This window comes from Flagellimonas iocasae, from assembly GCF_042682725.1.
Classification (GTDB): Bacteria; Bacteroidota; Bacteroidia; order Flavobacteriales; family Flavobacteriaceae; genus Flagellimonas; species Flagellimonas iocasae.
The window spans coordinates 1,121,640-1,145,435 of the sequence record NZ_JBHUHU010000001.1; the positions used below are offsets into that span (position 1 = coordinate 1,121,640).

General features: G+C 42.1%; 20 protein-coding genes. 13 read left to right on the forward strand and 7 right to left on the reverse strand.

All coding sequences use genetic code 11. The features are described from left to right. Positions 1-13 precede the first annotated feature (13 nt). Together ACFSJE_RS04865 and ACFSJE_RS04870 are read left to right on the forward strand one after the other, a co-directional pair. Complete coding sequence (locus ACFSJE_RS04865) at positions 14-1,339, forward strand: vanadium-dependent haloperoxidase (protein ID WP_379829858.1); 1,326 nt, start codon at positions 14-16, stop codon at positions 1,337-1,339. A 374-nt stretch (positions 1,340-1,713) separates the two neighbouring features. After that, the gene (locus ACFSJE_RS04870) at positions 1,714-2,649 is read left to right on the forward strand and encodes an ion channel (protein WP_379829859.1); all 936 of its coding nucleotides are present in this window, start codon (positions 1,714-1,716) and stop codon (positions 2,647-2,649) included. A gap of 304 nt (positions 2,650-2,953) precedes the next feature. Here ACFSJE_RS04870 and ACFSJE_RS04875 read toward each other — a convergent pair whose 3' ends face one another. From ACFSJE_RS04875 to cobA, 6 genes are all read right to left on the reverse strand, one after another. Beyond that, positions 2,954-4,390, reverse strand: coding sequence for a rubredoxin (locus ACFSJE_RS04875; protein ID WP_379829860.1), 1,437 nt, complete (start codon positions 4,388-4,390; stop codon positions 2,954-2,956). After that, positions 4,383-7,928: a molybdopterin-dependent oxidoreductase gene (locus ACFSJE_RS04880; RefSeq protein WP_379829861.1), complete on the reverse strand. Its 3,546-nt coding sequence runs from the start codon at positions 7,926-7,928 to the stop codon at positions 4,383-4,385. Before ACFSJE_RS04880 ends, ACFSJE_RS04875 begins: the two co-directional genes overlap by 8 nt. A gap of 132 nt (positions 7,929-8,060) precedes the next feature. Further along, on the reverse strand, positions 8,061-8,747 hold the full coding sequence (locus ACFSJE_RS04885; protein ID WP_379829862.1) for a response regulator: 687 nt from the start codon (positions 8,745-8,747) through the stop codon (positions 8,061-8,063). A 104-nt stretch (positions 8,748-8,851) separates the two neighbouring features. Beyond that, positions 8,852-10,144 carry an alginate export family protein gene (locus ACFSJE_RS04890; RefSeq protein ID WP_379829863.1) on the reverse strand — a complete coding sequence of 431 codons (1,293 nt, stop codon included), beginning with the start codon at positions 10,142-10,144 and terminating at the stop codon, positions 8,852-8,854. A 42-nt stretch (positions 10,145-10,186) separates the two neighbouring features. After that, entirely contained in the window at positions 10,187-11,590 is a 1,404-nt protein-coding gene (locus ACFSJE_RS04895; RefSeq protein ID WP_379829864.1) for an MFS transporter, read from the reverse strand. Positions 11,591-11,782: 192 nt separating this feature from the next. Then, positions 11,783-12,544, reverse strand: coding sequence for a uroporphyrinogen-III C-methyltransferase (gene cobA / locus ACFSJE_RS04900; protein ID WP_379829865.1), 762 nt, complete (start codon positions 12,542-12,544; stop codon positions 11,783-11,785). A 137-nt stretch (positions 12,545-12,681) separates the two neighbouring features. Here cobA and nirB point away from each other — a divergent pair, with 137 nt between their 5' ends. The 5 genes from nirB to ACFSJE_RS04925 are packed head-to-tail and all read left to right on the forward strand — an operon-like array spanning position 12,682 to position 18,442. Then, the gene (nirB, locus tag ACFSJE_RS04905; protein WP_379829866.1) at positions 12,682-15,201 is read left to right on the forward strand and encodes a nitrite reductase large subunit NirB; all 2,520 of its coding nucleotides are present in this window, start codon (positions 12,682-12,684) and stop codon (positions 15,199-15,201) included. Positions 15,202-15,210: 9 nt separating this feature from the next. Further along, entirely contained in the window at positions 15,211-15,588 is a 378-nt protein-coding gene (nirD, locus tag ACFSJE_RS04910) for a nitrite reductase small subunit NirD (RefSeq protein WP_379829867.1), read from the forward strand. 20 nt (positions 15,589-15,608) lie between these two features. Further along, positions 15,609-16,202 carry a DUF4202 domain-containing protein gene (locus ACFSJE_RS04915; RefSeq protein ID WP_379829868.1) on the forward strand — a complete coding sequence of 198 codons (594 nt, stop codon included), beginning with the start codon at positions 15,609-15,611 and terminating at the stop codon, positions 16,200-16,202. A gap of 17 nt (positions 16,203-16,219) precedes the next feature. Then, positions 16,220-18,055 carry a sensor histidine kinase gene (locus ACFSJE_RS04920; RefSeq protein ID WP_379829869.1) on the forward strand — a complete coding sequence of 612 codons (1,836 nt, stop codon included), beginning with the start codon at positions 16,220-16,222 and terminating at the stop codon, positions 18,053-18,055. 15 nt (positions 18,056-18,070) lie between these two features. Next, complete coding sequence (locus ACFSJE_RS04925; RefSeq protein WP_379829870.1) at positions 18,071-18,442, forward strand: DUF7009 family protein; 372 nt, start codon at positions 18,071-18,073, stop codon at positions 18,440-18,442. A gap of 48 nt (positions 18,443-18,490) precedes the next feature. Here the strand turns inward: ACFSJE_RS04925 and ACFSJE_RS04930 are convergent, their stop codons facing one another. Next, positions 18,491-18,922 carry an RrF2 family transcriptional regulator gene (locus tag ACFSJE_RS04930; protein WP_379829871.1) on the reverse strand — a complete coding sequence of 144 codons (432 nt, stop codon included), beginning with the start codon at positions 18,920-18,922 and terminating at the stop codon, positions 18,491-18,493. Between the two features lie 115 nt (positions 18,923-19,037). On the opposite strand from ACFSJE_RS04930, the gene ACFSJE_RS04935 reads away from it, so the two are divergent. The 6 genes from ACFSJE_RS04935 (at position 19,038) to ACFSJE_RS04960 (ending at position 23,779) form a co-directional block, all read left to right on the forward strand. After that, positions 19,038-19,547 (forward strand): c-type cytochrome, encoded by a 510-nt coding sequence (locus tag ACFSJE_RS04935; protein ID WP_379829872.1) that lies wholly within the window; start codon positions 19,038-19,040, stop codon positions 19,545-19,547. 5 nt (positions 19,548-19,552) lie between these two features. Further along, positions 19,553-20,134, forward strand: a complete 582-nt coding sequence (locus tag ACFSJE_RS04940) for a fasciclin domain-containing protein (RefSeq protein ID WP_379829873.1) — start codon at positions 19,553-19,555, stop codon at positions 20,132-20,134. Between the two features lie 34 nt (positions 20,135-20,168). After that, the gene (gene nosZ / locus ACFSJE_RS04945) at positions 20,169-22,121 is read left to right on the forward strand and encodes a Sec-dependent nitrous-oxide reductase (RefSeq protein WP_379829874.1); all 1,953 of its coding nucleotides are present in this window, start codon (positions 20,169-20,171) and stop codon (positions 22,119-22,121) included. Positions 22,122-22,252: 131 nt separating this feature from the next. Continuing rightward, on the forward strand, positions 22,253-22,864 hold the full coding sequence (locus ACFSJE_RS04950; protein ID WP_379829875.1) for a hypothetical protein: 612 nt from the start codon (positions 22,253-22,255) through the stop codon (positions 22,862-22,864). Positions 22,865-22,874: 10 nt separating this feature from the next. Next, positions 22,875-23,309, forward strand: a complete 435-nt coding sequence (locus tag ACFSJE_RS04955) for a nitrous oxide reductase accessory protein NosL (protein WP_379829876.1) — start codon at positions 22,875-22,877, stop codon at positions 23,307-23,309. An 8-nt stretch (positions 23,310-23,317) separates the two neighbouring features. Beyond that, on the forward strand, positions 23,318-23,779 hold the full coding sequence (locus ACFSJE_RS04960) for a pyridoxamine 5'-phosphate oxidase family protein (RefSeq protein ID WP_379829877.1): 462 nt from the start codon (positions 23,318-23,320) through the stop codon (positions 23,777-23,779). The last annotated feature ends 17 nt before the right edge of the window (positions 23,780-23,796 follow it).

Genomic DNA, 23,796 nt, shown 5'->3' on the forward strand with positions numbered 1-23,796 from the left:
AATGATAAACGGAATGAATCAACAACTCAAAAGCTCATTTTTAATCGGCCTTTTTGCATTGATGTTCAACAGTTGCGCTCGTCAGGTAGACGAAGTCAAGCTGCATCAACTTGAAGAAACCGCCGTAATGGATTGGAACTCCAAATTGACCGATGTTATTGTCGAAGACATTTTTACACCACCGGTTTCCAGCCGAATCTATGCCTATTGCAATGTGGCCGCTTACGAGGTGATGTGCAAATCAAATTCAGATTTTCAAAGCTTTGCAGGTAAACTGAATGGTTTGGAAGAAACTCCTAATGTGGAGGAAGGCAAGGAATACAATTTTCCCATAGCTGCAATGATTGCATTTTCCAGCGTAGGTAAAAATTTGGTGTTCAACACTGAGGCCATGGAAAAATTGCAAAGCGGTTACCTCAACGAGGTACGTGCTACCAACATTGACAACGCCATACTCGAAAATTCTATCACTTTTGGCAATCAGATGGCTGAACACATTATGGCATGGGTTAAAAAAGACGGATACAAAGAGCGAAGTGCCATGTCTCGATATCAAATCAATAATGACCCAGGCACATGGCAGCCCACTCCTCCCAACTATATGGAAGCCATTGAGCCCAATTGGAGCACTCTAAGGCCATTTACGTTAAAGGCATCCAATCAATTTGAACCCGCTCCGCCTACCCAGTTCGATTCTATTCCATCCTCCCAGTTCTACCAAGAAACCATGCATGTGTACGAATCGGTGAACAATCTAAGTGAGGACAATTTGGCAAAGGCCAAGTTTTGGGACTGCAATCCCAACATCTCCTATACCAAAGGCCATGTGATGTTTTACAAGCAACAAATTTCACCAGGCGGACACTGGATCATGATAGCATGCCAAGTGGCCAAAAAGGAAAAATTAGATCCGATGAAAGCTTCGGAAGTATTGGCCAAAACGGCGGTAACCATTGCTGATGCATTTATTAGTTGTTGGACCGCAAAATACAATACTGGACTCATTCGGCCCGAAACCTATATCAATCGGTATATTGACCCTGATTGGAAACCCATTTTACAAACTCCAGCCTTTCCTGAATATACGAGTGGACATAGCGTTGCTTCTAGCTCCGCCGCCACCGTACTGACCGACCTTCTAGGAGACAACTACAGTTTTGTAGACTCCACGGAGGTAACCTATGGGCTTCCACCCCGCCCTTTTAAATCCTTTAGACACGCCGCAGATGAGGCGGCTATTAGTAGATTGTACGGAGGAATCCATTACATGCCTGCGATTAAAAATGGAGTTGAGCAAGGAAAACAGGTGGGGGAACATGTAATCAATACTTTGAATTAAGACCAGCTCACCGAAGAACGTGCCCCTGAAAACCTCATCTAAAACGAGTGAAAAGGTTTACTAATTTTAGTATTGAACCAATGCTCTTTTGGTCAATAGATTATCCTAAAGAATGTTGTCTTCAAAGGCCACGTTACTGCTCTGATTTTTGTGGTTGACATGAAGATCTCAGCACATATCCACAATCCAAGAACGAACCGCATCAATAGAAATAAAACCAATTTCAAGCCCTATTCAGATGGTTTGGACAAGCTTATGACCAAATTTATTTTCTCTGCCAGAAATCAATTTATTCAATAAATGAATGAATGAGATGGAATGCAAAAAAAATTTAATTTTAAGAAAATTTATAAAAATTCAAAATTAAGAACCGATTGAGAACCAGGCGGAAAATCAGATATGAGGACTTAGGTTTAGATACCAAGACTGGTAATAGTGGTTATAGAGCACTCAATAAGGACGGAACATTTAATGTAAGAAAACACAATGTCCCTTTCATGGAGCGCATAAATATGTTCCATTCTTTGGTCACCATGTCATGGCCCTCTTTTTTTACGATATTGGCCACCGTTTATTTTGTCATAAACTTGTTTTTTGCAAGTCTATACGTAATTATAGGTACCGAGCATTTGACGGGTATTCGAGGGACCACAACACTGGAAAAATTCATGGACTCTTTCTTCTTTAGTGCCCAAACAATTACTACGCTTGGATACGGCCAAGTAGCTCCATTGAATCTTCCAACCAATATCGTGGCCGCCACCGAATCACTAATGGGTCTTTTGCTATTTGCTCTGGCCACGGGTCTTATGTACGGTCGATTCTCTAAACCCTACGCATCTATAAAATATAGCACTTTCGGACTCATTGCACCATATCTAGACATCAATGGTTTTATGTTCCGGGTGGTCAACCCCAAAAATAATCAGCTCATTGAAGTCGAAGCCTCCGTTACACTTTCCATGCAACGTAAGGACAATCCCGAAGCTCGAGAATTTCACCTTTTGGAATTGGAACGATCTAAAGTGATACTTTTTCCAACGATGTGGACCATTGTGCATCCTATTGGTGAGAATAGCCCTTTGTTGGGGGTTTCAGCAGAGGATATGATGAAAAGGGATGCCGAGTTCCTTGTTTTTATTAAAGCGTTTGATGAATCCTTTTCCCAGACGGTATATTCCAAATCATCTTATAAAGCGGATGAAATCAAATGGGGTGAAAAGTTCACCTACCTGACCAAAAGAAATGGAACAGGAGTTTCCATTGATGTTGGAGGAATTGATCAGACCTATAAAGTTGATTTGAACTAATATGCTCAGTATACCGCCTTACATGGGTTACCTAACATGATTTGATTAACAATAACTACTTTTCAAGGAAAAGACCTAAAAACAAAAAAAGGATTGATAATCCGAAGACTATCAATCCTAAACATCTTAAAGTCGGGGTGGCAGAATGTAAGAATATTTCACAAACATTTAAATATCAGCTGTTTAATCACTAAACTTTCCGATAGGTCGCCTTTTTGGTCACTTTTTGCTTCATTTTGGACTTCCATTAAATTGAAGATAACAAATACTATCATTTGATACTTTACTAAATTTCCTGACCACCTCAGACCATTGCTAATTCAACCAACTCAAAAGTTCCCTTTTCTGCACCGCATACCAAACATGTATACGCTTCTGGCAAGTCCTCAAATTTTGTATTCCTGTCGATGTTGGACTGAGGCTCCCCCAAAGCTTCATCATATATCGTTAAACAATTGCGGCATTGGTGCACCATATGGGATATGGGTTTCGTATCTTCCAGTTTTTTGCCTTTCTTTTCTGATTGTTGGCCCAATTGCAAAAAGTAATGTTTGCTCAGTTCAATTAGGAGGTTGGGCAACTCCATTTTATCCACATCTTGGGCATAGACCAAATACTGCGCCGTGTTGGGGTCAAAGTCTTTAAAATGACAAACATTGTAGGTCGGTTTGGCATCATATTCCGCCACTAAGGTGGATATGGGATTTCTTTCAATTACAATGGAAGAAAAATGCGATTGCTTGCCTACATCATTACTAATACCAAAAGTAAGCCCATAGGTGCTGATGTCATTTTGGTCAAAATTATTGACCAAATACTTTTTAAGTTCCAACGCTTCTTGGTCATCAACGGGCAAATGCCAATTCATCTCCAACTGTGAATGTCTCACATTGATACCTCTTTGCCCGAGAAACCGCTCCAATTCTGGGCGACTCTCCTTGGGAATTCCTTTTATGATAAATGATTTCCACGGCGTAATGCAAATCTTTCCAATACTGTTATCCAGACAAAATCCGCACATTGCCTTTAGAAAATCCAGGTTATACTTATTATTTCTCCAATACAGTCCCAGCCAATACTGATCAATCCCCATTTTGTTCATGCCTTCATAATACGGAAATGTTAAAAAAGGAACTGTCAGTTTTTTATCCATGGCCTTATTGTTTGTGTTAACACCTTGGTTTAATACCGCAAAGAGTTGGTCAATGTTGTCCATGGTGTGGAACACCTCTTCAATGGCCCTACACAAGTGGACAATATCCCAGCTATAGACCAAAACTGGATAATGCGCACTTGTTTTCCAATGGGGCAAAAAAACATTCAAATACCAATAATCCTCCTGTTCTGAGGCCACAAAGTTGAGATTGCCATTAAATATGGGCACCAGCCGTTGTTTGGGGTCGGTAATATTAATTTTAAGTTTGGGCAAAAAATCAAACTGTTCCAAAAGATAGAGGTATGTGGACCCTTTAAGCCAATGAGTGGTATCAAAAATATCTACCGAAACGTAGGAGCATACAATATTTTGATAGGTCCTGTCCGAAATGACATCTGTGCTATATTTCGAAATATTTTCAAGCTGGTCCTTCCTCAAATTCTCTAGCGGGAAAAGTAAATCTTGACGTGATCCGAAATACACCTCAGACAATCCCGCGGCCTCAAGCATGGTAATAATGTCCTTAAGCTCCCCCGGGGAAGTAATTCCACCCTTGATCAGTATTCTATGCAAATCATCATTCATCGTTCCATGCCATTACTGTTTTTAACTCACCTTTTAATAATGCCTGTACTTCTGGCTTGCAACTTCCACAGCCCAGACCTGCCCCTGTTTGGGAGCACAATTGCGCAAAATCCGTACACCCTCCGGCTATGGCATCTTTTATGTTCCCATCACCTACTTGACTGCAGGAACAAACCAGATTACCCTTCATAGGTTCTGAATTGGTTGCTCCTCGCAGCAGCTCGTTCCGCTTCTCGGAAAGTTCTATTTCTTCTTCAATGAGCCGTTTGAATTCGGCGAACTCATTTTTATCCCCCATTAAAATGGCACCTTTTAAGGTATCATCCTTTACAATGCACTTTTTATAGAACCGTTTGCTAACGTCCATCAACAAAATCTCTTCATAGGTTGGGTCGTTCTTTGGGGCATTGACCATGCCTATACTGCACAAATCCAAGTTTTCAAATTTTAAGATATTCATCAGAACAGAACCTTGGTAAATACTGCTTAAATCGCCCAAAATGTAATTGGCGGCCACATCGGCCTGTTGCTCTGCCGCCGAAGTGATACCATATAGGGCATTCTTAAATTCAGCTATTTCACCCAACGCAAAAATGGATGGGTCACTTGTTTTTAAATAGGGATTGACCAAAACACCTCTTCTGGTTTTGAGATCAGCATCTTGTGCCAAGGTAATGTTGGGTCTGGTCCCAATGGCATATACAATGGCATTACACCTTAGATTTCGACCCGTTTTCAGATTGACCAAAAGGGTATATTGGGATTCTTTGTCCTCAAAAACTGTGCTTACCTCATTGTCAAAGAATAATTGGATACCTCTTTCGGAAACATCTTCAGCCAACAATCTACTTGAAATTGGGTCCAACTGGCGCTCCATGAGCCTCGGGGCTCGCTGAACAATACTAATGTTAATGTTGATTTTCTTTAGTGCGGCTGCCAGCTCAAGTCCCAATAAACCACCTCCAACAATGACTACGTGCTGTTGATTGGGCGGAAGTCCTGTATCTGATAAATACCGCTTTAGACGATCCGCATCTCCGCGCTCTCGCATGGTAAATCTTCCAGGTAGATCCATACGAACTTCATTTGGGACAAAAGCTCGACTTCCTGTGGCCATAATGAGAAGGTCATACGAATGAATATAACCAAGGTCATCAACAACCTTCTTTTCTTGGGCATTGATTTTTTGAATACCATTTTTAGGGTACAGATTGACTTTAAGCTTTTCCAATTCGCCCTGCTTCAGTTTTTGCAGGGATTCCCAAGATAGCTCTTCATTGACGTATTCAGGTAACAAAACCCGATTGTAGAATGGGTGTTCCTCCTTTGAAAACACATGGAGTTCATCCTCCCTATTTTTCTCGCGATAGGTTTGTATAAAACGATAAGCCGCTGCTCCAGCGCCAATAACAATAATCTTTTGCTTTGGTTTTTTATATTTTTCAACCTGAACTGCACAATATTTAAAATCGGGTTCTTTTGAAATGGAATCTACAATGTCATTGGTGAGGTTATTGGCCCGACTGAAGTCATCATTTAAGATTTTACCCCAATGCATGGGCAAAAAAACGACTCGCTCCCGAATATCATAATTTATTTTCACCTTTACTCGAACACTACCACGCCGACTCTTTACCACGGCAATATCACCTTCCCTAAGATTGCGCAAATAGGCATCTACTTTATTCATCTCAAGAAAAGGAGCGGGAATATGGGTCAACAAACGCTTCACCTTTCCAGTCTTTGTTCGGGTATGCCATTGATCACGAACTCTTCCGGTGTTCAAAACCATAGGAAATTCAGGTGTTGGTGCTTCCGATTTGTTATATAATTGTTGGGGCGCATTAAAATGAGCCTTACCATTAGCGGTAAAATAACGTTGGTCTTGAAATAGTCTGGGTGTACCCTTATGGTCTGGTGTGGGCACCGGCCATTGAAAACTCCCTTCCGTTTGCAATCGCCTATACGAAAGACCGGAAATATCAATGTTGGTTCCCTTGGTCATCAAACAATATTCATCGTAAACCTCAGAAGCATTTTTATAGTCAAACCCATGGTATCCCATTTCTTGTGCGAATCGCCATAAGATTTCCGAATCTGGTAAAGCCTCACCGGGAGCTTCAATTACCTTTGGTAAATAGCTAATACGGCGTTCAGAATTGGTCATGGTTCCTTCTTTTTCCAGCCATCCTGCAGCCGGCAACAACAGATCTGCATATTTTGTGGTCTCAGAATTATGAGAAATGTCCTGCACGATCACAAAACTGGCCTTTTCCAGGGCACGCTCTATTTTTTTTGCATTCGGTAAGCTCACAATGGGATTGGTACAAATAATCCAAACCGCCTTCATTTTACCTGATTCAAGGGCGTTGAACATTTCCGTTGCCGTAAGACCAGGTTCTCCTTTGATTTCCTTTCCTCCCCAGAATTCCTGCACTTCCTTTCGGTGTTTCGGATTTCCCAAATCTCGATGGGCCGCCAGTAAACTCGCCATTCCGCCTACTTCCCTTCCGCCCATGGCATTGGGCTGCCCTGTTAGCGAGAAAGGACCTGAACCGGGCTTGCCGATTTGTCCCGTTAAAAGGGATAAATTGAACAGGGATAGGTTTTTATCGACTCCGATAACACTCTGGTTCAACCCCATTGTCCACATGCTGATGAACCCTTTGGCATCGGCTATATATTTTGCAGCTGTTCGTATCTCACCAGCCGTAATACCGCATTTTTCAGCAGCTTGGCGGATGGTCAACTCAAAGGCCATTTGCTTGCAGGCTTCAAAATTTGAAGTATGCTTTTGAATAAATGAATTGTTGATTTTTTTCTTTTCGATGAGCCATCGTGCCATGGCATTGAATAGGATAACATCGGTCCCGGGCAATATTTGTAGATGTTGGTCTGCCAAGGCACAGGTTTGCGTCTTTCGAGGGTCCACCACAATAATCTTCACATTGGGATTCTCCTCTTTGTGCTTTTCAATCCGGCGGAATAGGATAGGATGACACCACGCGGGATTGGCACCTGCAATCAAAAAACAATCTGCCAGTTCAATATCGGCATAGGCAATAGGAACTGCATCATTACCAACCGTCTTTTTATAGCCTACCACCGCAGAACTCATGCAAAGTCTGGAGTTGGTGTCTATATTATTTGTTCCCAGAAAGCCTTTGGTCAGTTTATTGGCCAAATAATATTCCTCTGTAAGGCATTGACCCGAAACATAGAGACCAACACTATCTGGACCGTGGCGGTCCATGATACTCTTAAAAACAGCAGCAGCGCGTTTTAGAGCAGTATCCCAAGTGACCCGCTGCATAGGGTGGTTTCGACTCCAGCGCATTTCAGGATAAAGTATCCTATCTGAAGTATCTTGGGCAACATAGTTCAATGTTTTGCCCTTTGAGCATAGCATGCCCCTGTTCACAGGATAGTCTTCATCTCCCTCAACAGACAATATGCCCTTGGTATCTTTTGACACTTTAATGCCACAACCAACCCCACAATAGGAACAAATGGTATTGTATGAATCCTTTTTCTGCATTGAAATCGCACCTTGTTTTATAGGGATGAAGTTAGAAAATTACGTACTAATACGTAGTGTTAATTTGGTAAAAGTGCTGCTTAAAATCGAAGGATTTGTAATAATTGCCCCAAAAAGTTGTAAATATTTAACCTATACCAGATTATACTTGGCTGCAGTTTTGGAAAGATCTATGAGATTCTTCACTTTCATCTTCTTCATGAGATTAAAGCGATGGGTTTCAATGGTGCGTTTGCTGTTCTTGAGTTTCTCTGAGATTTCTTTGTTGGTAAATCCTGCCAAGACCAATTCCAAAACTTGAAGCTCTTTATTGGTAAGGTCAAAAGGATTGTTTTGCTTCTCTTTTTGCGTTTGATTTTCTTGACTCTTTGGCGAACCGAACAAATTGTTCACCAGAACATTGGAAATATCCCCACTAAAGTACTTACCGCCTTCATGAACCATATGTATGGCCTTTACAAATTCAGTTTTGCCCGTATCTTTTAACAGATAACCACTGGCCCCAGCTTGTACCGATTTAAGGATATATTCTTCAGAGTCATGCATGGAAAGGATGATGCACTTGGTCTTCAAATCGCCATCGGCATTCAAGCGTTCAACGGTTTCTATGCCTCCCAGTTCCGGCATCCTGATATCAATAACCAAAATATCGGGAACCTTGTCACCCACCATTTTAATGGCTTCCAACCCATTGGCCACCTCACCAATCACATCCAGGTCAGGTTCTTCCTCCAACAATGCCCGGATACCATCCCGGACCAGCGAATGGTCATCGGCCAAGACAATTGATATGGTTTTGTTCAATCCCGAATCGTGCATAGCACAAAAATAATCGAATTATTGAAATACCTTATATGAAACAAAGGACACCCCAATTTAAAATGGAATGCCCCTTTAAAGTAAACTCGAAAACTTAAATTCTGCTAATCCGACTTGACTCTGGTAAAAAGTTTAGGTTTAATGGTCAACATGATCCAGGCCCAATTTTGAGAGCTTGCCGCATCGGCCTCGGCAACACCCTTGAGTTCATACATACCGTCCGATGGGAATAGGTGTGAATATCCGACTTTTAGGGCATATCCTTTGAAGCTCTGGGAATAGACCAAATCAATCTCAGTTCCCAAAGCATTTTCCCCACTGGGTAAATCCTGCTCCCCTTTAAAATTCAAAACCTTGGCCAACAAGCTTGACTTCTCACCTAGTTTTACGTTGGTACTGGCATGGATATCGAACAATCCAATGGAATTGGCATGGTTGCCCACATAGAAGTAATCCATAAAGCCATTGAATTTATGATTGGTTCCGTACAATGGAAAAAATGCACCGGTCTCTCCTACCGTTTGACCATCATTTCCACTGATAATTTCAAACCCAGCGCCCAAGCCAACTGCGTTGGAAGCCTTGTAACCAACATCCAATCCCAATAAATAGGCTCCTTTCACATCCAGTTCTCCTTGGCGTTCCCCAGTTTGCAAGAATGCATTGGCCGTCAGTCCAAAACTTCCTTTTGAATAGGTAAAATGTGTTCCCAAGGTCTGTAAATTGCTCAACCCGTCTTGATTGGTTTCATCATCAAAGTTTTGGAAACCATTGTTCAACAACACCAAGCTAGCGGACATATTTTCCCATTTTTGTTTTAAATGGAGCATTTGCATGGTCTTGTAACTGAAAAAACCCGTTGTGGTATATGCATTGCCCACAGATTGAAATCCAGTTGGGTTATCAAAATCCTGATTAAACGCAAAGGCAAGATCAAGCATAAAACTTTCTTTGGCATACCTGACTAAAACAGCATCATGATTTCGGGCTTGCTGGGTCCAATCCACTTCGCCCAAGATACGTTGGTCATCATACGAAAGAACCTGCCTTCCCAATTTGGTGGTCCATCCTGACCCTAAATTCAACTGGGCCCATGCTTCAAAAACAGTAAATGAATTGTTTTCATCATCGGGCAATAATTGCCGATTCTCTCCCCAGACCATCACATCTTGAAGGCTTATGTAGAATTGATACGAATCTGATTTGTAATCCACATTTAAGCGAGCCCTGGTTGAAGTTGCCAGGCCAGGTTCAGCAGTGTCCGAAATTAAATTGCCAAAGCCATTTCTATATTCGGTTCGTGGCCTAAATTGACCATCAATGGTAAGCTGCGCGAAAGCAACTTTAGCTACAAGTAGACATAGCAATGTTAGTGTATTCTTTTTGATAGAATCCATATTTCAAGATTTAAAATAGAGTGATTGAATGTCCGCTTGAGCTTAATCTGCGTTCACAGAAGAAAGTTTAAGTTCCCCTTTCATTTCCTGGAACACCTCTTCCTCATCCGCTGTAGAGAATTTAATTGCTAAGGAAGACAACGCAGTAACCACAACAAAAATCCCGATGATAAAGTAACCGCTTGAAACTGCTTCAGAAGCAGCTATGGCTTGTGCCGATTTCATGGCTTCCTCTCCTAGCGAAGCATTGGCCTTGAGTGCTGCACTTTCGGCTACCGCTGATTTAGACTTTAGAAAAAGAGCTGCCAAAAAGGCTCCAACATTTCCTCCGGCCCCCACAATTCCAGAAATTGAACCGATGGCTTTTTTGTTGATAAATGGAACAACGGAAAAGGTAGCTCCTTCGGCCATTTGCACGGTAAGACTAAAAGCGACCAAGAACAAAATTCCCACGGCCAAACTCGTTGACAGTGAAAATATGGAAAGCATGAGTCCTTCGGCAATCAAAATGGCGGTCAGGAAGATTACCCTGCCCCTAAGGCCTTTTAATCTACCAAAACGGTCACCAAAAAACCCGCCCAAGGTTCGTGCAAAGATGTTCATCAATGCAAATGAAAGTACAATGTTTCCAGCAGTGCTTCGCTCCAGTCCAAATGTGTTCTGAAGATAGTCATCCATTGTACCATAAACGGTGAGTTCCATACCAAAGCAGGCTGCATAAACTATAAATAAAATCCAAACACGGTAGTCTTTGAGGGTACTTGCAAATGAAGCTTTGTCCTTTTTTAAAACCGGCATATTCCCCGTTTTCCTCAACTCAGAAAAGTTTCCTTTTGGAGTGTCCGTGGTAAAAAAGTAATAGACAAGTCCCATTGAAAAACAAATGACCCCAGCGATAACCATGGAATAGCGCCAGGCAATTTCCTCGGCTACACCAAAACTGACCACTGCGGCCGCAATTAATGGCATCCCCAATCGGTTGGCTCCACCACCCAGATTTCCCCATCCTGCCGAGGTGGCATTGGCAGTGCCCACAATATTGGGCGCAAACATAATGGAGGTATGAAATTGGGTAATCACAAAAGAAGCCCCAATGAAACCAATGAACAACCTACAGATGAGAAACTGTAATGGGGTCTGTACAAATCCAATCAATATTACCGGAATGGCGCCAATAATGAGCAACCAGGTATAACATAGTCTTGGTCCATATTTATCGCATAGTTTACCTATGAGCAATCTTGCAAAAACAGTACCAGTTACCGCCAAGATTATAGAGTTCCATTTTTGAGCGGGGGTAAGTCCAAGGTCTTTTACCACATCGGGCATAAACGGAACAATCCCAAACCATGCAAAAAAGCAGGTAAAAAAAGCAATGGAAGTAATCCAGAAAGTTCTGATGGGGACACTTTTTACATGTAAAAGGTTGAGTGTTGTGGCTTTCATGTTACGTATGTTTTTAGGTTACAGGACCAAAACTACGTATTTTTAAGTATTAATACGTATTTATGGCATCGTAATACGTATTTTTCATGAAATGTAAATACACTTATTCGAAAAATAAAGCATGCTTAAAATTAGCATGCTTTTATTACGAATCAAACAAAAAGATATTAAACTAATGCCTTCATTGTTCCCTCAGAACTCCATATTCATGACTCTTTGTATAGCTTCATCAAAAAATGCAGGATGATCTGCAACCACATCTCCTATTATTATAATACCGGGTTTTGATATATCGAGTTGTGCGGAAATTCCATCAACTTCATCCAAGGTTCCCACAAAACAATTCTCATTGGGCCTAGTCCCATTTTGAATCACTGCCATCGGTGTCGCTTTAGACCGGTACTGTTTTACCAATTTGGCAATAGCCTTTATTTTACGGACCCCCATTAATATCACCAGAGTCGCTGATGACTGTGCAGCCAATACAAAATCCTTTGAAAGATCATGAAATTTAGTAGTGGCAGTGAGCACCCAAAAGCTACTGCTGACTCCTCGTTTGGTCACTGGTATACCCTGACTTGCCGGCACGGCTATTGCACTGGTAAGTCCCGGTACAATATCTACGGGCAATCCAAAAGATTCGGCATATTCTATTTCTTCCGATGCTCGCCCAAACACAAATGGGTCACCTCCTTTTAACCGTACCACATGTCCATGGGCAAAAGCGCTTTGCACTATCAATCTATTGATTTCACCTTGTGAATAGCTGTGTTTACCACATCTTTTACCTACGTATATTTTAGGGACTTGCTCTGGTACTAGCTGAAGTATTTCATTATTCACCAAAGCATCATACAATACAATATCAGCGGATTGCAATACTCGTAAACCTCCCACTGTCATTAAGTCTAAACTACCAGGGCCTGCTCCCACCAAACTTACTCTTGCTTTCATAACTACATATTATCATTAAGGTTATTCCAAGAACATTTTATCAATTTGGTAACAAGAATACGTAATTATTTTCAAAATATCAGTAATATATTAAGTATTTATACTTAGTTTTGATTCGTATTTCAAATCTATCGCATATGAAAACTGTAATCGTAGTTGGAAACGGAATGGTAGGATACAAGTTCTGTGAGAAATTCAGAGCGCATCCAGCCGGCATAGCATTCAATCTTTTGGTCTTTGGAGAGGAATCAAGACCAGCCTATGATAGGGTCCATCTCAGCGAATATTTTGGAAATCAAGATGCCAAGGCCTTGGAGCTAGCCCCATCATCTTGGTACCAAAAGAATAATATTGACCTGATCACCGGGGAGCGAATAACCGACATCCTAACTGAAGATAAGAAAGTACGCACAATTTCCGGTAAATCCTATTCCTATGATTATTTAGTAATTGCCACGGGTTCGGTCCCTTTTGTGCCCCCTATAAAAGGAGTTGAAAAAGAAGGAGTCTTTGTTTACCGAACCATTGAGGACTTGGAGGATATGCTTTCATATGCTGCCCAAATAAAGGCCATAAAAACCAATGGACGGGCTGCCGTTCTTGGTGGGGGCCTGTTAGGACTCGAAGCCGGAAAGGCCGTTTTGGACATGGGGCTGGAAGCCCACGTAGTGGAATTTGCCCCAAAATTAATGCCACGACAATTGGATGCCCGCAGCAGCAATGTACTGCAATTGAAATTGGAATCCATGGGAATGCATGTGCATTTAGGGAAAGCGACCAACCAAATTCTTGGTGACCAGGTTATTGAGGGAATGGATTTTGGAGAGGATGACCAACTGGATGTGGACATGCTCATCATTTCGGCCGGTATTCGTCCTCGAGATGAACTTGGAAAAACCTGCGGATTGGAAATGGGAACTCGTGGTGGCATCGTGGTAAACCATAAAATGCAAACCTCCGTACCCAATATCTATGCTATAGGTGAAGTGGCCCTATACAACCAAATGATTTATGGGCTTGTAGCTCCTGGTTATGAAATGGCCAATGTAGCCGTTAGCCAAATTTTGGGAGCCGAGGAGATGGTAATGCCCGAAGAAATTGACATGTCCACTAAATTAAAACTTATGGGGGTCGATGTGGCCAGTTTTGGAACACCATATATGCCCGCTAGCAAAGGGCTTTCCATCATTTTTGAAAACAAGACTAAATTTCTCTATAAACGAATCAATGTTAGCCATGACGGCAAAACACTTTTGGGTGGAATCCTAGTGGGGGATGCCGCTGATTACAACATTTTACATCAAATGTACCTCAATAATATACCTCTACCCGATAATGCTGAAGAATTGATTGTTGGGGCCAGAGGGGAAGGTGGTTCTGCCTTTGGAAGTGCCATGGATTTGCCCGATACCTCCCAAATCTGCTCTTGTGAAAGCGTTTCCAAAGGAAGTATTTGTGGCTCCCTCTTAGAAGGCAAATGTAACTCCCTTAAAGACGTTGTCAGTCTTACAAAGTCTACCACAGGTTGTGGAGGATGCAAGCCCATGGTGGTAGAATTGGTCAATGAGACCCTAAAATCCATGGGAAAAGAGGTAAAAGACGTTATTTGTGAACATTTTGAATTTACCAGACAAGAACTATACGGTATTATTAAGGTCAAAAACATCAAATCGTATGACGAAGCCCTTGACAAATGCGGAAAAGGAGATGGATGTGAAGTTTGTAAACCTGCTCTGGCTTCCATTTTTGCGACCATATACAACGATACGGCCAACAAAGAAGATGTCATTCAAGATTCCAACGACCGTTTTTTGGCCAATATACAGCGAAATGGAACCTACTCCGTGGTTCCTAGAATTCCAGGTGGCGAAATAACACCGGAAAAATTGATTGTTATTGGACAAGTGGCCAAAGAATTTAACCTCTATACTAAAATTACGGGAGGGCAGCGAATCGACCTTTTTGGAGCTGAATTAAATGACCTCCCTGCCATTTGGAAAAAATTGATCAGCGCCGGTTTTGAAAGTGGGCATGCGTACGGCAAAGCATTACGAACCGTGAAAAGCTGTGTTGGTTCCACTTGGTGTCGCTATGGAATGGATGAAAGCGTAAGCTTTGCCATTGAACTGGAAGATCGCTATAAAGGATTGCGTTCTCCGCATAAGCTTAAAGGAGGCGTCTCTGGCTGCATCCGTGAATGCGCCGAGGCTCGTGGTAAGGATTTTGGCGTAATTGCCGTGGAAGGTGGGTGGAACCTATACGTATGCGGCAATGGAGGGGCCACACCAAAGCATGCCCAATTGTTAGCTGAGAAAATTGACAATAAAACTGTCATTTCATATTTAGATCGATTTTTAATGTACTACATCCGTACTGCAGCACCGCTAATGCGAACTGCGGCATGGTTGGAGAAACTGGAAGGCGGTATTGAACAATTGAAAAAAATTGTTGTTGGGGATAGCCTCAACATCGCCCAAGAACTGGAGACCGAAATGCAGGGCCTTGTGGAAAAATATGAATGTGAGTGGAAACAGGCCGTGGAAAACGAAGAAATCGCAAAAAGGTTCAAGCATTATGTAAATGCTGAGGACAGGGATGACAACTTAGTTTTTGTTCCCATGCGAGAACAAAAAATGCCCGAACCCTGGACCACCTAAAAAAAGAATATGGAAACATTATTGCAAACATATAAGTCTGTTTCGTTGGAAAACGTGGTCGTTTGGTTCAAGGCGTGCCATGAAAAGGACATCCCAGAAAATGGCGGAGCCTGTGTTAAATATCAAAACAGACAAATTGCGGTTTACAATTTTAAACGGAAACAAAAATGGTATGCCTGTCAAAACCTCTGCCCCCATAAAATGGAAATGGTCCTGAGTAGGGGAATGACCGGAGACGCCGATGGAATAGCCAAGATAGCCTGCCCCATGCACAAAAAAACATTCTCACTGGAAACAGGCGAAAACATCAATGGCGATTTACCCTCCATAGCCACTTTTCCGGTTAAAGTGGAAAATGGCTTTGTGTATATTGGTTTTTCTGAATAGCTTTAGAAAAATCAAGAGTTATGGGCGAATCCAAAAAGCTTCTGGAAGCATTTAAATTGTTTGATGCGGCAAATGCACAAGATCCCAATACCGAGGTTGTTGAAGGCAAGGAATATGCCAAGGAATTTTTATATGCGCAACGCATGACGGATATATTGAACCAATTTGAACCCAATGCTTCGGAAGCTTTGCAACTCACCGCACGGTGCCAACATATTTGCCGCTGGGAAATTCCACGTGATTCTTATGAAATGAATCGCGTTGGTTATTTAAAATGGAGGCAGGAACTGAAGAAGTTTCATGCCGAAAAAGCCAGTGCCATCTTGCAAAAAGTAGGATATGACGAGGAAACCATTGAACGCGTGAATTTTCTGTTGCTCAAAAAGCAATTAAAGAAAGATGATGAGACCCAAACCTTGGAAGATGTGATCTGCCTTGTCTTTTTAAGGTATTATTATGAGCCTTTCTTGACCAAACATGATGATGACAAAATCATATCCATTTTGCAAAAGACATGGAAAAAAATGTCACCGAAAGGACATGAATCCGCGCTCAAGTTATCATTTTCCAAACAAGGTCTAGCATTGGTGTCAAAGGCACTATCTGATAAATAAACAGCATATACCAGAAAATGGCAAGAAATAACCAACAACAGACATTGGACGTTTCCACATTTTTGAGGATACGAAAATGGTATCTTCTTGCCCTTGCCGCGATTGCATTGACGATCATTATTGCCCAAATCCTCATTCAGCAACACTTAAATTCCCAATTGGACGACTCCCGTGTCATCAACGTGGCGGGAAGACAGCGTGCATACAGTCAAAAGTTGGTGAAAGAGGCTCTCCTACTGAACTCAGACCATCTTGGAGAACAGGAACGAAAAGAGCTCTTAAATACATTAAAAAATACGCTTACCATATGGAAGATTTCCCATGACGGTCTTCAAAATGGAAATGACAGTATTGGACTTCCCAAAGAGGACAATAAATCCATCCTGCAGCATTTCAATGAACTCTCCCCCTATCATGATGCCATGGTCAATGCCGTAGAGTCGATGTTGGCCACTGCAGATTCATTGAAAAATCAAGGGCAGCTTAATATTTTACTGGCCAATGAAGGACCCTTTTTGCAAAAAATGGATGCTATCGTAAATGAGTACGATACCATCAGCAAGGAACAATTACAGAATTTAAAAGTAAAGGAATACCTGCTATTGGTTTTTTCACTGTTGATTTTGGTCCTTGAAGTACTCTTTATCTTCAGACCATTGTCCATACAGATTAGGGAAACCATCCGAGATCTGGTCAAAAGCAAGCTTCGGTCCGACCAAGATGCCAAGGAAATCAAGAAAATATTCGAGGAAAAGGAAAAGTCGCTTCAAGAACTAAAGGAACTGAACTTTGTAATCGACAATGCAGCGCTGTTTGCCAGTGCCAAAAGCGATGGTTCCGTTGTTTTTATCAGCAAAAAATTCCTTACGCTTCTTGAAAAGCCCAATATTCCTCCAAATACCCATCTTCCAGAACTTCTTACCACAGATGAGGGGCAACAGCAATACCTCAGCGAAATCTTGACCAAACCCCGAAAAAATATAAGGTCCGAGGAAATTGAAATAACCACCAAGAGTGATAAAAAGTTATGGTTGGACATTTCAATTATCCCTATACATCCCTCCAGCAAAAAACAGAGTATTCTGCTCTTATGTTCCGATATCACCGAACGTATGCAGAACCAGAAAAAAGTGGAGCAACTTACACTTCAAAATTATGAGGAACGGATGAAGCAAAAACAGCTTCAAGCTGGTTTGATCGTGGAGAGCCAAGAGGAAGAACGCAAGCGGATTGCCAAGGACATTCACGATGGAATAGGCCAAATGCTGACCGCCTTACGATTCAATATTGAATCCATCAACCTAACGAACAAGGAAAAGACCAAGGAAAAGATTGAATACTTAAAAAACCTTACCTCAGACCTTATCAAAGGGGTTAGAACGGCCACCTTTAACCTGACGCCACCAGAATTGGGAGACCATGGGATTTTTCCGGCCCTGCAGAAAATGACCTCGGAATTGAGCAAACTCACAGGTAAAAACATCTTATTTGAAAACAAAGCGGAGGAGAATATCCGTTTTGACTCTTTGGCAGAGACCAATATTTATAGGGTTACCCAAGAAGCGGTGAACAATGCCATAAAATATGCGGATGCCAATTATATTTTGGTGACCATTAACCATAAAAACGATTTGTTGAGTGTAGTGATTGATGATGATGGAAAGGGGTTTGATCCCTCCATTTTGGACAAACCGCCAAAAAATAGCGGTGACGGTGGAATGGGCGTATTTTTTATGAAGGAAAGAATCAGTTATATCAATGGCAGACTTTTCATCAACTCCACCCCGGGGGAGGGAACCCGGGTCACTATAAATTATCATCTCAGCGAAACACAACAAAAGGTTGAACAGTAAAACAGCGCTAAAGCAATGAAGATACGGATTAAGGGAGATTCTATACGGTACCGGTTAACGAAGACAGAGGTTGAAATCTTTTGCAAAGACGGTTCTTACCAAGAAACGACAGATTTTGGAAGTGTTCTGTTCACTTATGTTTTAAAAGCAAAGAAAGCCATTGCTTCACTTGAAGCATCCTTTGAAAACAATATCATTACGCTATACCTTCCTGATGAAGCACAAGCTACTTGGGCCACATCGGATAGAGTTGGATACCAAGGCCTAATGGATTTTACCGATGGCAAACAACTTTCCCTTTTGGTTGAAAAAGACTTTGTTTGTCTTGATGAAACCATTGAAGACCAGTCAGACAACTATCCCAATCCATTGGCGAACAAAAAGTGACCGATACCGATTTTTAGCGTTAATCTGGGTAAAGCAATTTCAAAAGAATCAGAAAGGGAAAAACTCCTCAATTTTCTGTTTTCCTTCAGTTAAATCCAAAATAGTTGTGCTTTCCAATACTTTAATAAAGTTGGACTTGTTTACACCTACTAACTTATGCAGTACACAAGGGTTGTGCATATTGCAATTTTCAATGCCCATAACACATGAGTTTATACGCCTTTCCCCATCTATGATCTTTATAATGTCCATCAACGTACGTTTCCGGTCGTTTTTACTTAGATAGAATCCACCCTTGGGTCCTCTTGTTGAAGAAATAATATTGTGACGCGATAGTTCCTGCAACAGTTTGGCCAGATAAGCTTCGGGCACATGAACCACATCAAAAATATCCCTGACCATAATCTTATGGTCCTCATCGGAGTTCAATGCTAAAAACAGTACCCCTTTTATGGCATATTTGGATGAATTGGAAAGCATGATAGAATTGCATTAACAAAGATTAAAAGACATTTTTATCCTTTTTATGATTTATATCATGTTATAGACGGATACCCCTATCTACATTTGAACCGGAATTTTAACCATTTATCACATGAAAACAATAGTAAAAAGTATGGCCTTACTCTTTGTGCTCATCATGATTGGGTGTGGAGGAAAGAAAGAAGAAAAAAAGGATGAAGGCTTCAGTGTACAACGAAAAAAGGCCACAACGGAACAGCCTGTTGAAACCAACACGGCCAGTGACAAAGCATCCGAACGTGTGGATTTGACCACAAAGGGAGTCGGCCCGATCAAATCGGTAACATTAGCGCCCGAAATTGATCAGGATTTGGCCGCAAATGGCAAAGAAGTTTATGACCAAATGTGTTTGGCATGCCACAGAATCGGCAAAAAATTCATTGGTCCACCACCAAATGGGGTTTTGGAGCGAAGAACACCGGAATGGGTCATGAACATGATTTTGAACCCTCAGGAAATGGTACAGCAAGATCCTTTAGCGAAAGACCTGCTCCAAGAATTCAACGGATCGCCCATGTCCAACCAAGGACTGACAGAAGATCAAGCCCGTGCTATTCTCGAATATTTCAGGACCTTAAAATAAATACTATGAAATCAACCTTTAAACTTAGTATGCTGTGGCTGTTCTTACTGTTGGCATTCAACATTGGTTGTAAGAATGGCCCTAAAAATGAAACCGCAGTTTCCGACCAAAACGAATCCGAGGCCATCCTTGAAAATAATAAGGGACAGGCTTTTATTGAGGACGATGAATCTACACCCAATGTATTGCAGATAGCCATTGGATCACCCGACCATAGCACGCTGGTAGCTGCTGTACAGGCTGCGGATCTGGAGAACGTCTTGGTAAATGCCGGACCTCTCATGGTCTTTGCACCCACCAATGCCGCTTTTGATGCTCTGCCCGAAGGCACTGTGGAAGACCTTTTGAAACCAGAGAACAGGGATGCCCTGGCAAACATTCTCAAATACCATGTGACCCCTGGGAACTATTCCAAGGACTTTTTGAGAAAATTCAAAAAATTGGGACAGGCCAACAACCAAAATGTTCCCGTAGAAGTACAGGGTGACGATGTCTTTGTTGGCGGGGCCAAAATCATAGCTAGTATCCCAGCAGGAAATGGGATTGTACATATAGTGGACAAGGTCATCTTACCCCCCACTCAATAATTTAACCCAAAAAGAACGAATAAATCCTAGTACAATGAAAATTTTTAACCGTTTTATAGTGACCATGGGAGCAGCCCTGATGCTGTTTTCCTGTGGCCAACAGAACAAAACTTCCAATGGGGCGCTGTCGTCCGGTGCCGCCGAAAAAGTATACGTCGCCCCTGGTGAGCAAGATGAATACTATGCCTTCCTTTCAGGAGGGTACAGTGGTAACCTTACCGTTTACGGATTGCCCTCTGGTAGGATGTTCAAAGAGATTCCTGTTTTCTCCCAGTTCCCAACGTCTGGGTATGGATATTCTGAAGAAACCGTGCCCATGTTGAACACTTCCCACGGGTTTATACCTTGGGACGACCTTCACCACCCCGATATTTCGCAGACCAATGGCGAGTTGGATGGTCGATGGATTTTTGTAAATGGGAACAACACGCCTCGTATCGCCCGGGTTGACCTCAGTACTTTTGAAACTGCAGAGATCATTGAAGTACCCAATAGTGCCGGTAACCATAGTTCTTCTTTCATAACTGAAAATACAGAGTATGTTGTAGCCGGTACACGTTTTGCAGTTCCAGTACCACAACGGGATATGCCTATAAATGAATATAAAGGGAACTTTAAAGGTGCTCTCACCTTTATAAGTGTAGATCCCGAACACGGTCACATGGCCATCAAGTTTCAACTTTTAATGCCCGGTTTCAATTACGACCTATCCCACCCAGGTAGGGGAAAATCGCACGGTTGGTTCTTTTTCACCACCTACAATACGGAAGAAGCCAACTCCCTCTTGGAAGTGAATGCATCTCAAAATGACAAAGATTTTATTGCTGCTATCAACTGGAAAAAAATAGAGGAATATGTAAACAATGGTGGGGGAACCAAAATGCCCGCCAACTATGCGCACAATGTGTACGATGAACATTCGCACACAGGTACAACCACCATGCGCAACGAGGTTTTGACCGTGGACCCCACCAAGGTGCCTGGAGCGGTTTATTTTCTGCCCACGCCAAAATCACCCCATGGATGTGATGTGGATCCAACAGGACAATACATCATCGGTAACGGTAAGCTTTCAGCCGATTTGACCGTACACTCTTTTGATAAAATGCTTGCTGCCATAGAAGGCCAAAAATTTGACGGGGAAGCCTACGGCATACCCATCCTAAAATTTGAGGATGTTTTGGCAGGTCAGGTAAAAAGTGGAGGCCTTGGCCCACTACATACCGAATTTGACGGCAAGGGAAATGCCTACACTACTTTCTTTATCTCTTCCGAAGTGGTAAAATGGCAATTGGGCACTTGGGAAGTCCTCGACAGAAAACCCACCTATTATTCCGTGGGCCACTTAATGATTCCAGGTGGTAACTCTAGAAAACCTTTTGGCAAATATGTAGTGGCCATGAACAAGATCACCAAAGACCGCTATCTGCCCACTGGTCCCGAAATGGAGCACTCAGCACAGTTATATGACATTTCAGGAGATAAAATGGAATTGATCTATGACTTTCCAACCCATGGGGAACCGCACTATGCCGCTGGATGCCCTGCTGAGCTATTGACGGCAAATTCCAAAAAAATCTACCGGTTGGATGAAAACAGACATCCCTTTGCAGTCACAACGGCAGATGGATCTAAAGTGGTACGTGATGGAAATGAGGTCCATGTGTACATGTCTACGATCAGAAGCCACTTCACCCCTGACAATATTGAGGGCATCAAGGTCGGTGACAAAGTGTATTTCCACATCACCAATCATGAACAGGATTTTGACGTACCCCACGGCTTTGCCATCTTGGGTCAAAACTCTTCAGAGCTTCTTGTAATGCCCGGACAGACCAAAACCTCTGTTTGGGAACCCAAAGAAGTGGGTGTATGGCCCTTCTATTGTACTGATTTCTGTTCTGCACTGCACCAAGAAATGCAAGGATATGTTAGGGTCTCCCCTGCCAATTCTAATACAGAACTTAAATGGTCTTTAGGTGAATAACAAATGACATTGAAATACTGTCATAACAAAAAAGCGGGCCGTGTCCATGACCTGCCCGCTTTTTCCACAAATTGAAGGCTCTCAACCTGCTAAAAAACCGCTATCAATTTGTAACCCTTAAACCTAAAAAAATGAAAAAGGCTAGTATAGTAATGATCATTGGCCCACTCTTCCTATTGGGACTTTACATTTTCCCACTTTGGAACATTATGTTGGGCGCCCCACAATATCCCGATCCATTGGGTTTGAACATCCACATAAATGGTCTTAGGGGTGTGAGTGAATTCGATATCCAAAACATTGATGGCCTAAATCATTATATCGGTATGCATACCCTTCCCAAAGTTGAGGATATGTGGGAGTTTGGCACCTTTCCCATGGTCATAGGAATCATGGTGGCCATAGGGATTCTTATAGGCGTTTTGGGCTATTTTAATACCCTGAGCTATAAATGGTTCCTGGGGTGGTTCCTGCTGATGTCCATACTCGGGGTGTTGGGAATGTACGATTTCAACCAATGGCTGGTAGACTACGGCACCAATTTAGATCCCAATGCCATTATGAAATTGACCAACCCAGATGGAACTCCAATGACCTACAAACCGCCTCTGTTGGGGCATGTTAAAATGCTGAATTTTGATGTCACTTCCTTGCCTGCTTCAGGGGCCTGGTTCATGTTCATTGGTATGATGCTCACCTTGGCGGCGGCATTCTTTGGATGGAAGAGCACCAAAAAACCATAATATATTTCCCATGAAAAAACAGATATTCATATTATTTGCAGTCCTTGGCCTTGGTTACGGATGCTCTGTAAGTCCAAAACCCATTGATTATGGTCATGTCGGTTGTCACTATTGCAGTATGACCATTGTGGACAAACAACATGCCGCCCAGCTTGTCACCACCAAAGGCAAGGTCTTCAACTTTGACGCTATTGAATGTATGATGAACTATTTAAAAGATGAAGACAATTCTACCATCGCCCTATTTTTGGTCAACGATTTTGACCAACCGGGACAGTTGGTGGACGCCACCAAAGCCACGTATTTGATCAGCGAGAACATTCCCAGTCCCATGGGAGAATACTTAAGTGCCTTTGCCAATGAAGAGGCGGCCGTGAAAACAATGAATAAGGAAGGTGGTAATATTTTTACTTGGGCAGAAACCAAAAAACGGTTTAAACCTTAAATATGTGAATGATGATAGATTTGGAACCCGTACAATGTGAACAACTTTTAGTGGACAACTATTTGGGGCATCTGGCCTATATGGCCAATAATGAACCGCATGTGGTGCCATCGACCTATTTTTTTGACAAGGATGAAAGGAGTATCTTATGTTTCGCTTCAAATGGGCATAGGGTCAATTCCTTAAGAAAATACAATAAGGTCTCTTTTCAGGTTGATAGCATCAAGTCGTTTCGTCATTGGAAATCAGTACAGGTACACGGTATTTTTCAGGAGCTTACCGGAGATAGTGCTAAGTCATGTTTAAAACGTTTTTCGGATGGCGTACAGCGCACCATAGACAATAAAAATGCTGAACGCCCACATTTTCTAAGTCATTTTTCCGGCAGGTTGCAAGAAGCGGAAATGCCAGTGGTATATCGCATTGCAGTGACCAAAATGATAGGAAAGTCCGTGGAGGATTTAACATAAATCAAATAAAAAAGAAG

Bases quoted from the DNA above. Each gene is read 5' to 3' on its own strand.
- ACFSJE_RS04865 (WP_379829858.1), top strand. From the start codon at position 14: ATGAATCAACAACTCAAAAGCTCATTTTTAATCGGCCTTTTTGCATTG.
- ACFSJE_RS04875 (WP_379829860.1), bottom strand. From the start codon at position 4,390: ATGAATGATGATTTGCATAGAATACTGATCAAGGGTGGAATTACTTCC.
- ACFSJE_RS04880 (WP_379829861.1), bottom strand. From the start codon at position 7,928: ATGCAGAAAAAGGATTCATACAATACCATTTGTTCCTATTGTGGGGTT.
- ACFSJE_RS04885 (WP_379829862.1), bottom strand. From the start codon at position 8,747: ATGCACGATTCGGGATTGAACAAAACCATATCAATTGTCTTGGCCGAT.
- ACFSJE_RS04890 (WP_379829863.1), bottom strand. From the start codon at position 10,144: ATGGATTCTATCAAAAAGAATACACTAACATTGCTATGTCTACTTGTA.
- ACFSJE_RS04895 (WP_379829864.1), bottom strand. From the start codon at position 11,590: ATGAAAGCCACAACACTCAACCTTTTACATGTAAAAAGTGTCCCCATC.
- cobA (WP_379829865.1), bottom strand. From the start codon at position 12,544: ATGAAAGCAAGAGTAAGTTTGGTGGGAGCAGGCCCTGGTAGTTTAGAC.
- nirB (WP_379829866.1), top strand. From the start codon at position 12,682: ATGAAAACTGTAATCGTAGTTGGAAACGGAATGGTAGGATACAAGTTC.
- nirD (WP_379829867.1), top strand. From the start codon at position 15,211: ATGGAAACATTATTGCAAACATATAAGTCTGTTTCGTTGGAAAACGTG.
- ACFSJE_RS04915 (WP_379829868.1), top strand. From the start codon at position 15,609: ATGGGCGAATCCAAAAAGCTTCTGGAAGCATTTAAATTGTTTGATGCG.
- ACFSJE_RS04920 (WP_379829869.1), top strand. From the start codon at position 16,220: ATGGCAAGAAATAACCAACAACAGACATTGGACGTTTCCACATTTTTG.
- ACFSJE_RS04925 (WP_379829870.1), top strand. From the start codon at position 18,071: ATGAAGATACGGATTAAGGGAGATTCTATACGGTACCGGTTAACGAAG.
- ACFSJE_RS04930 (WP_379829871.1), bottom strand. From the start codon at position 18,922: ATGCTTTCCAATTCATCCAAATATGCCATAAAAGGGGTACTGTTTTTA.
- ACFSJE_RS04935 (WP_379829872.1), top strand. From the start codon at position 19,038: ATGAAAACAATAGTAAAAAGTATGGCCTTACTCTTTGTGCTCATCATG.
- ACFSJE_RS04940 (WP_379829873.1), top strand. From the start codon at position 19,553: ATGAAATCAACCTTTAAACTTAGTATGCTGTGGCTGTTCTTACTGTTG.
- nosZ (WP_379829874.1), top strand. From the start codon at position 20,169: ATGAAAATTTTTAACCGTTTTATAGTGACCATGGGAGCAGCCCTGATG.
- ACFSJE_RS04950 (WP_379829875.1), top strand. From the start codon at position 22,253: ATGAAAAAGGCTAGTATAGTAATGATCATTGGCCCACTCTTCCTATTG.
- ACFSJE_RS04955 (WP_379829876.1), top strand. From the start codon at position 22,875: ATGAAAAAACAGATATTCATATTATTTGCAGTCCTTGGCCTTGGTTAC.
- ACFSJE_RS04960 (WP_379829877.1), top strand. From the start codon at position 23,318: ATGATGATAGATTTGGAACCCGTACAATGTGAACAACTTTTAGTGGAC.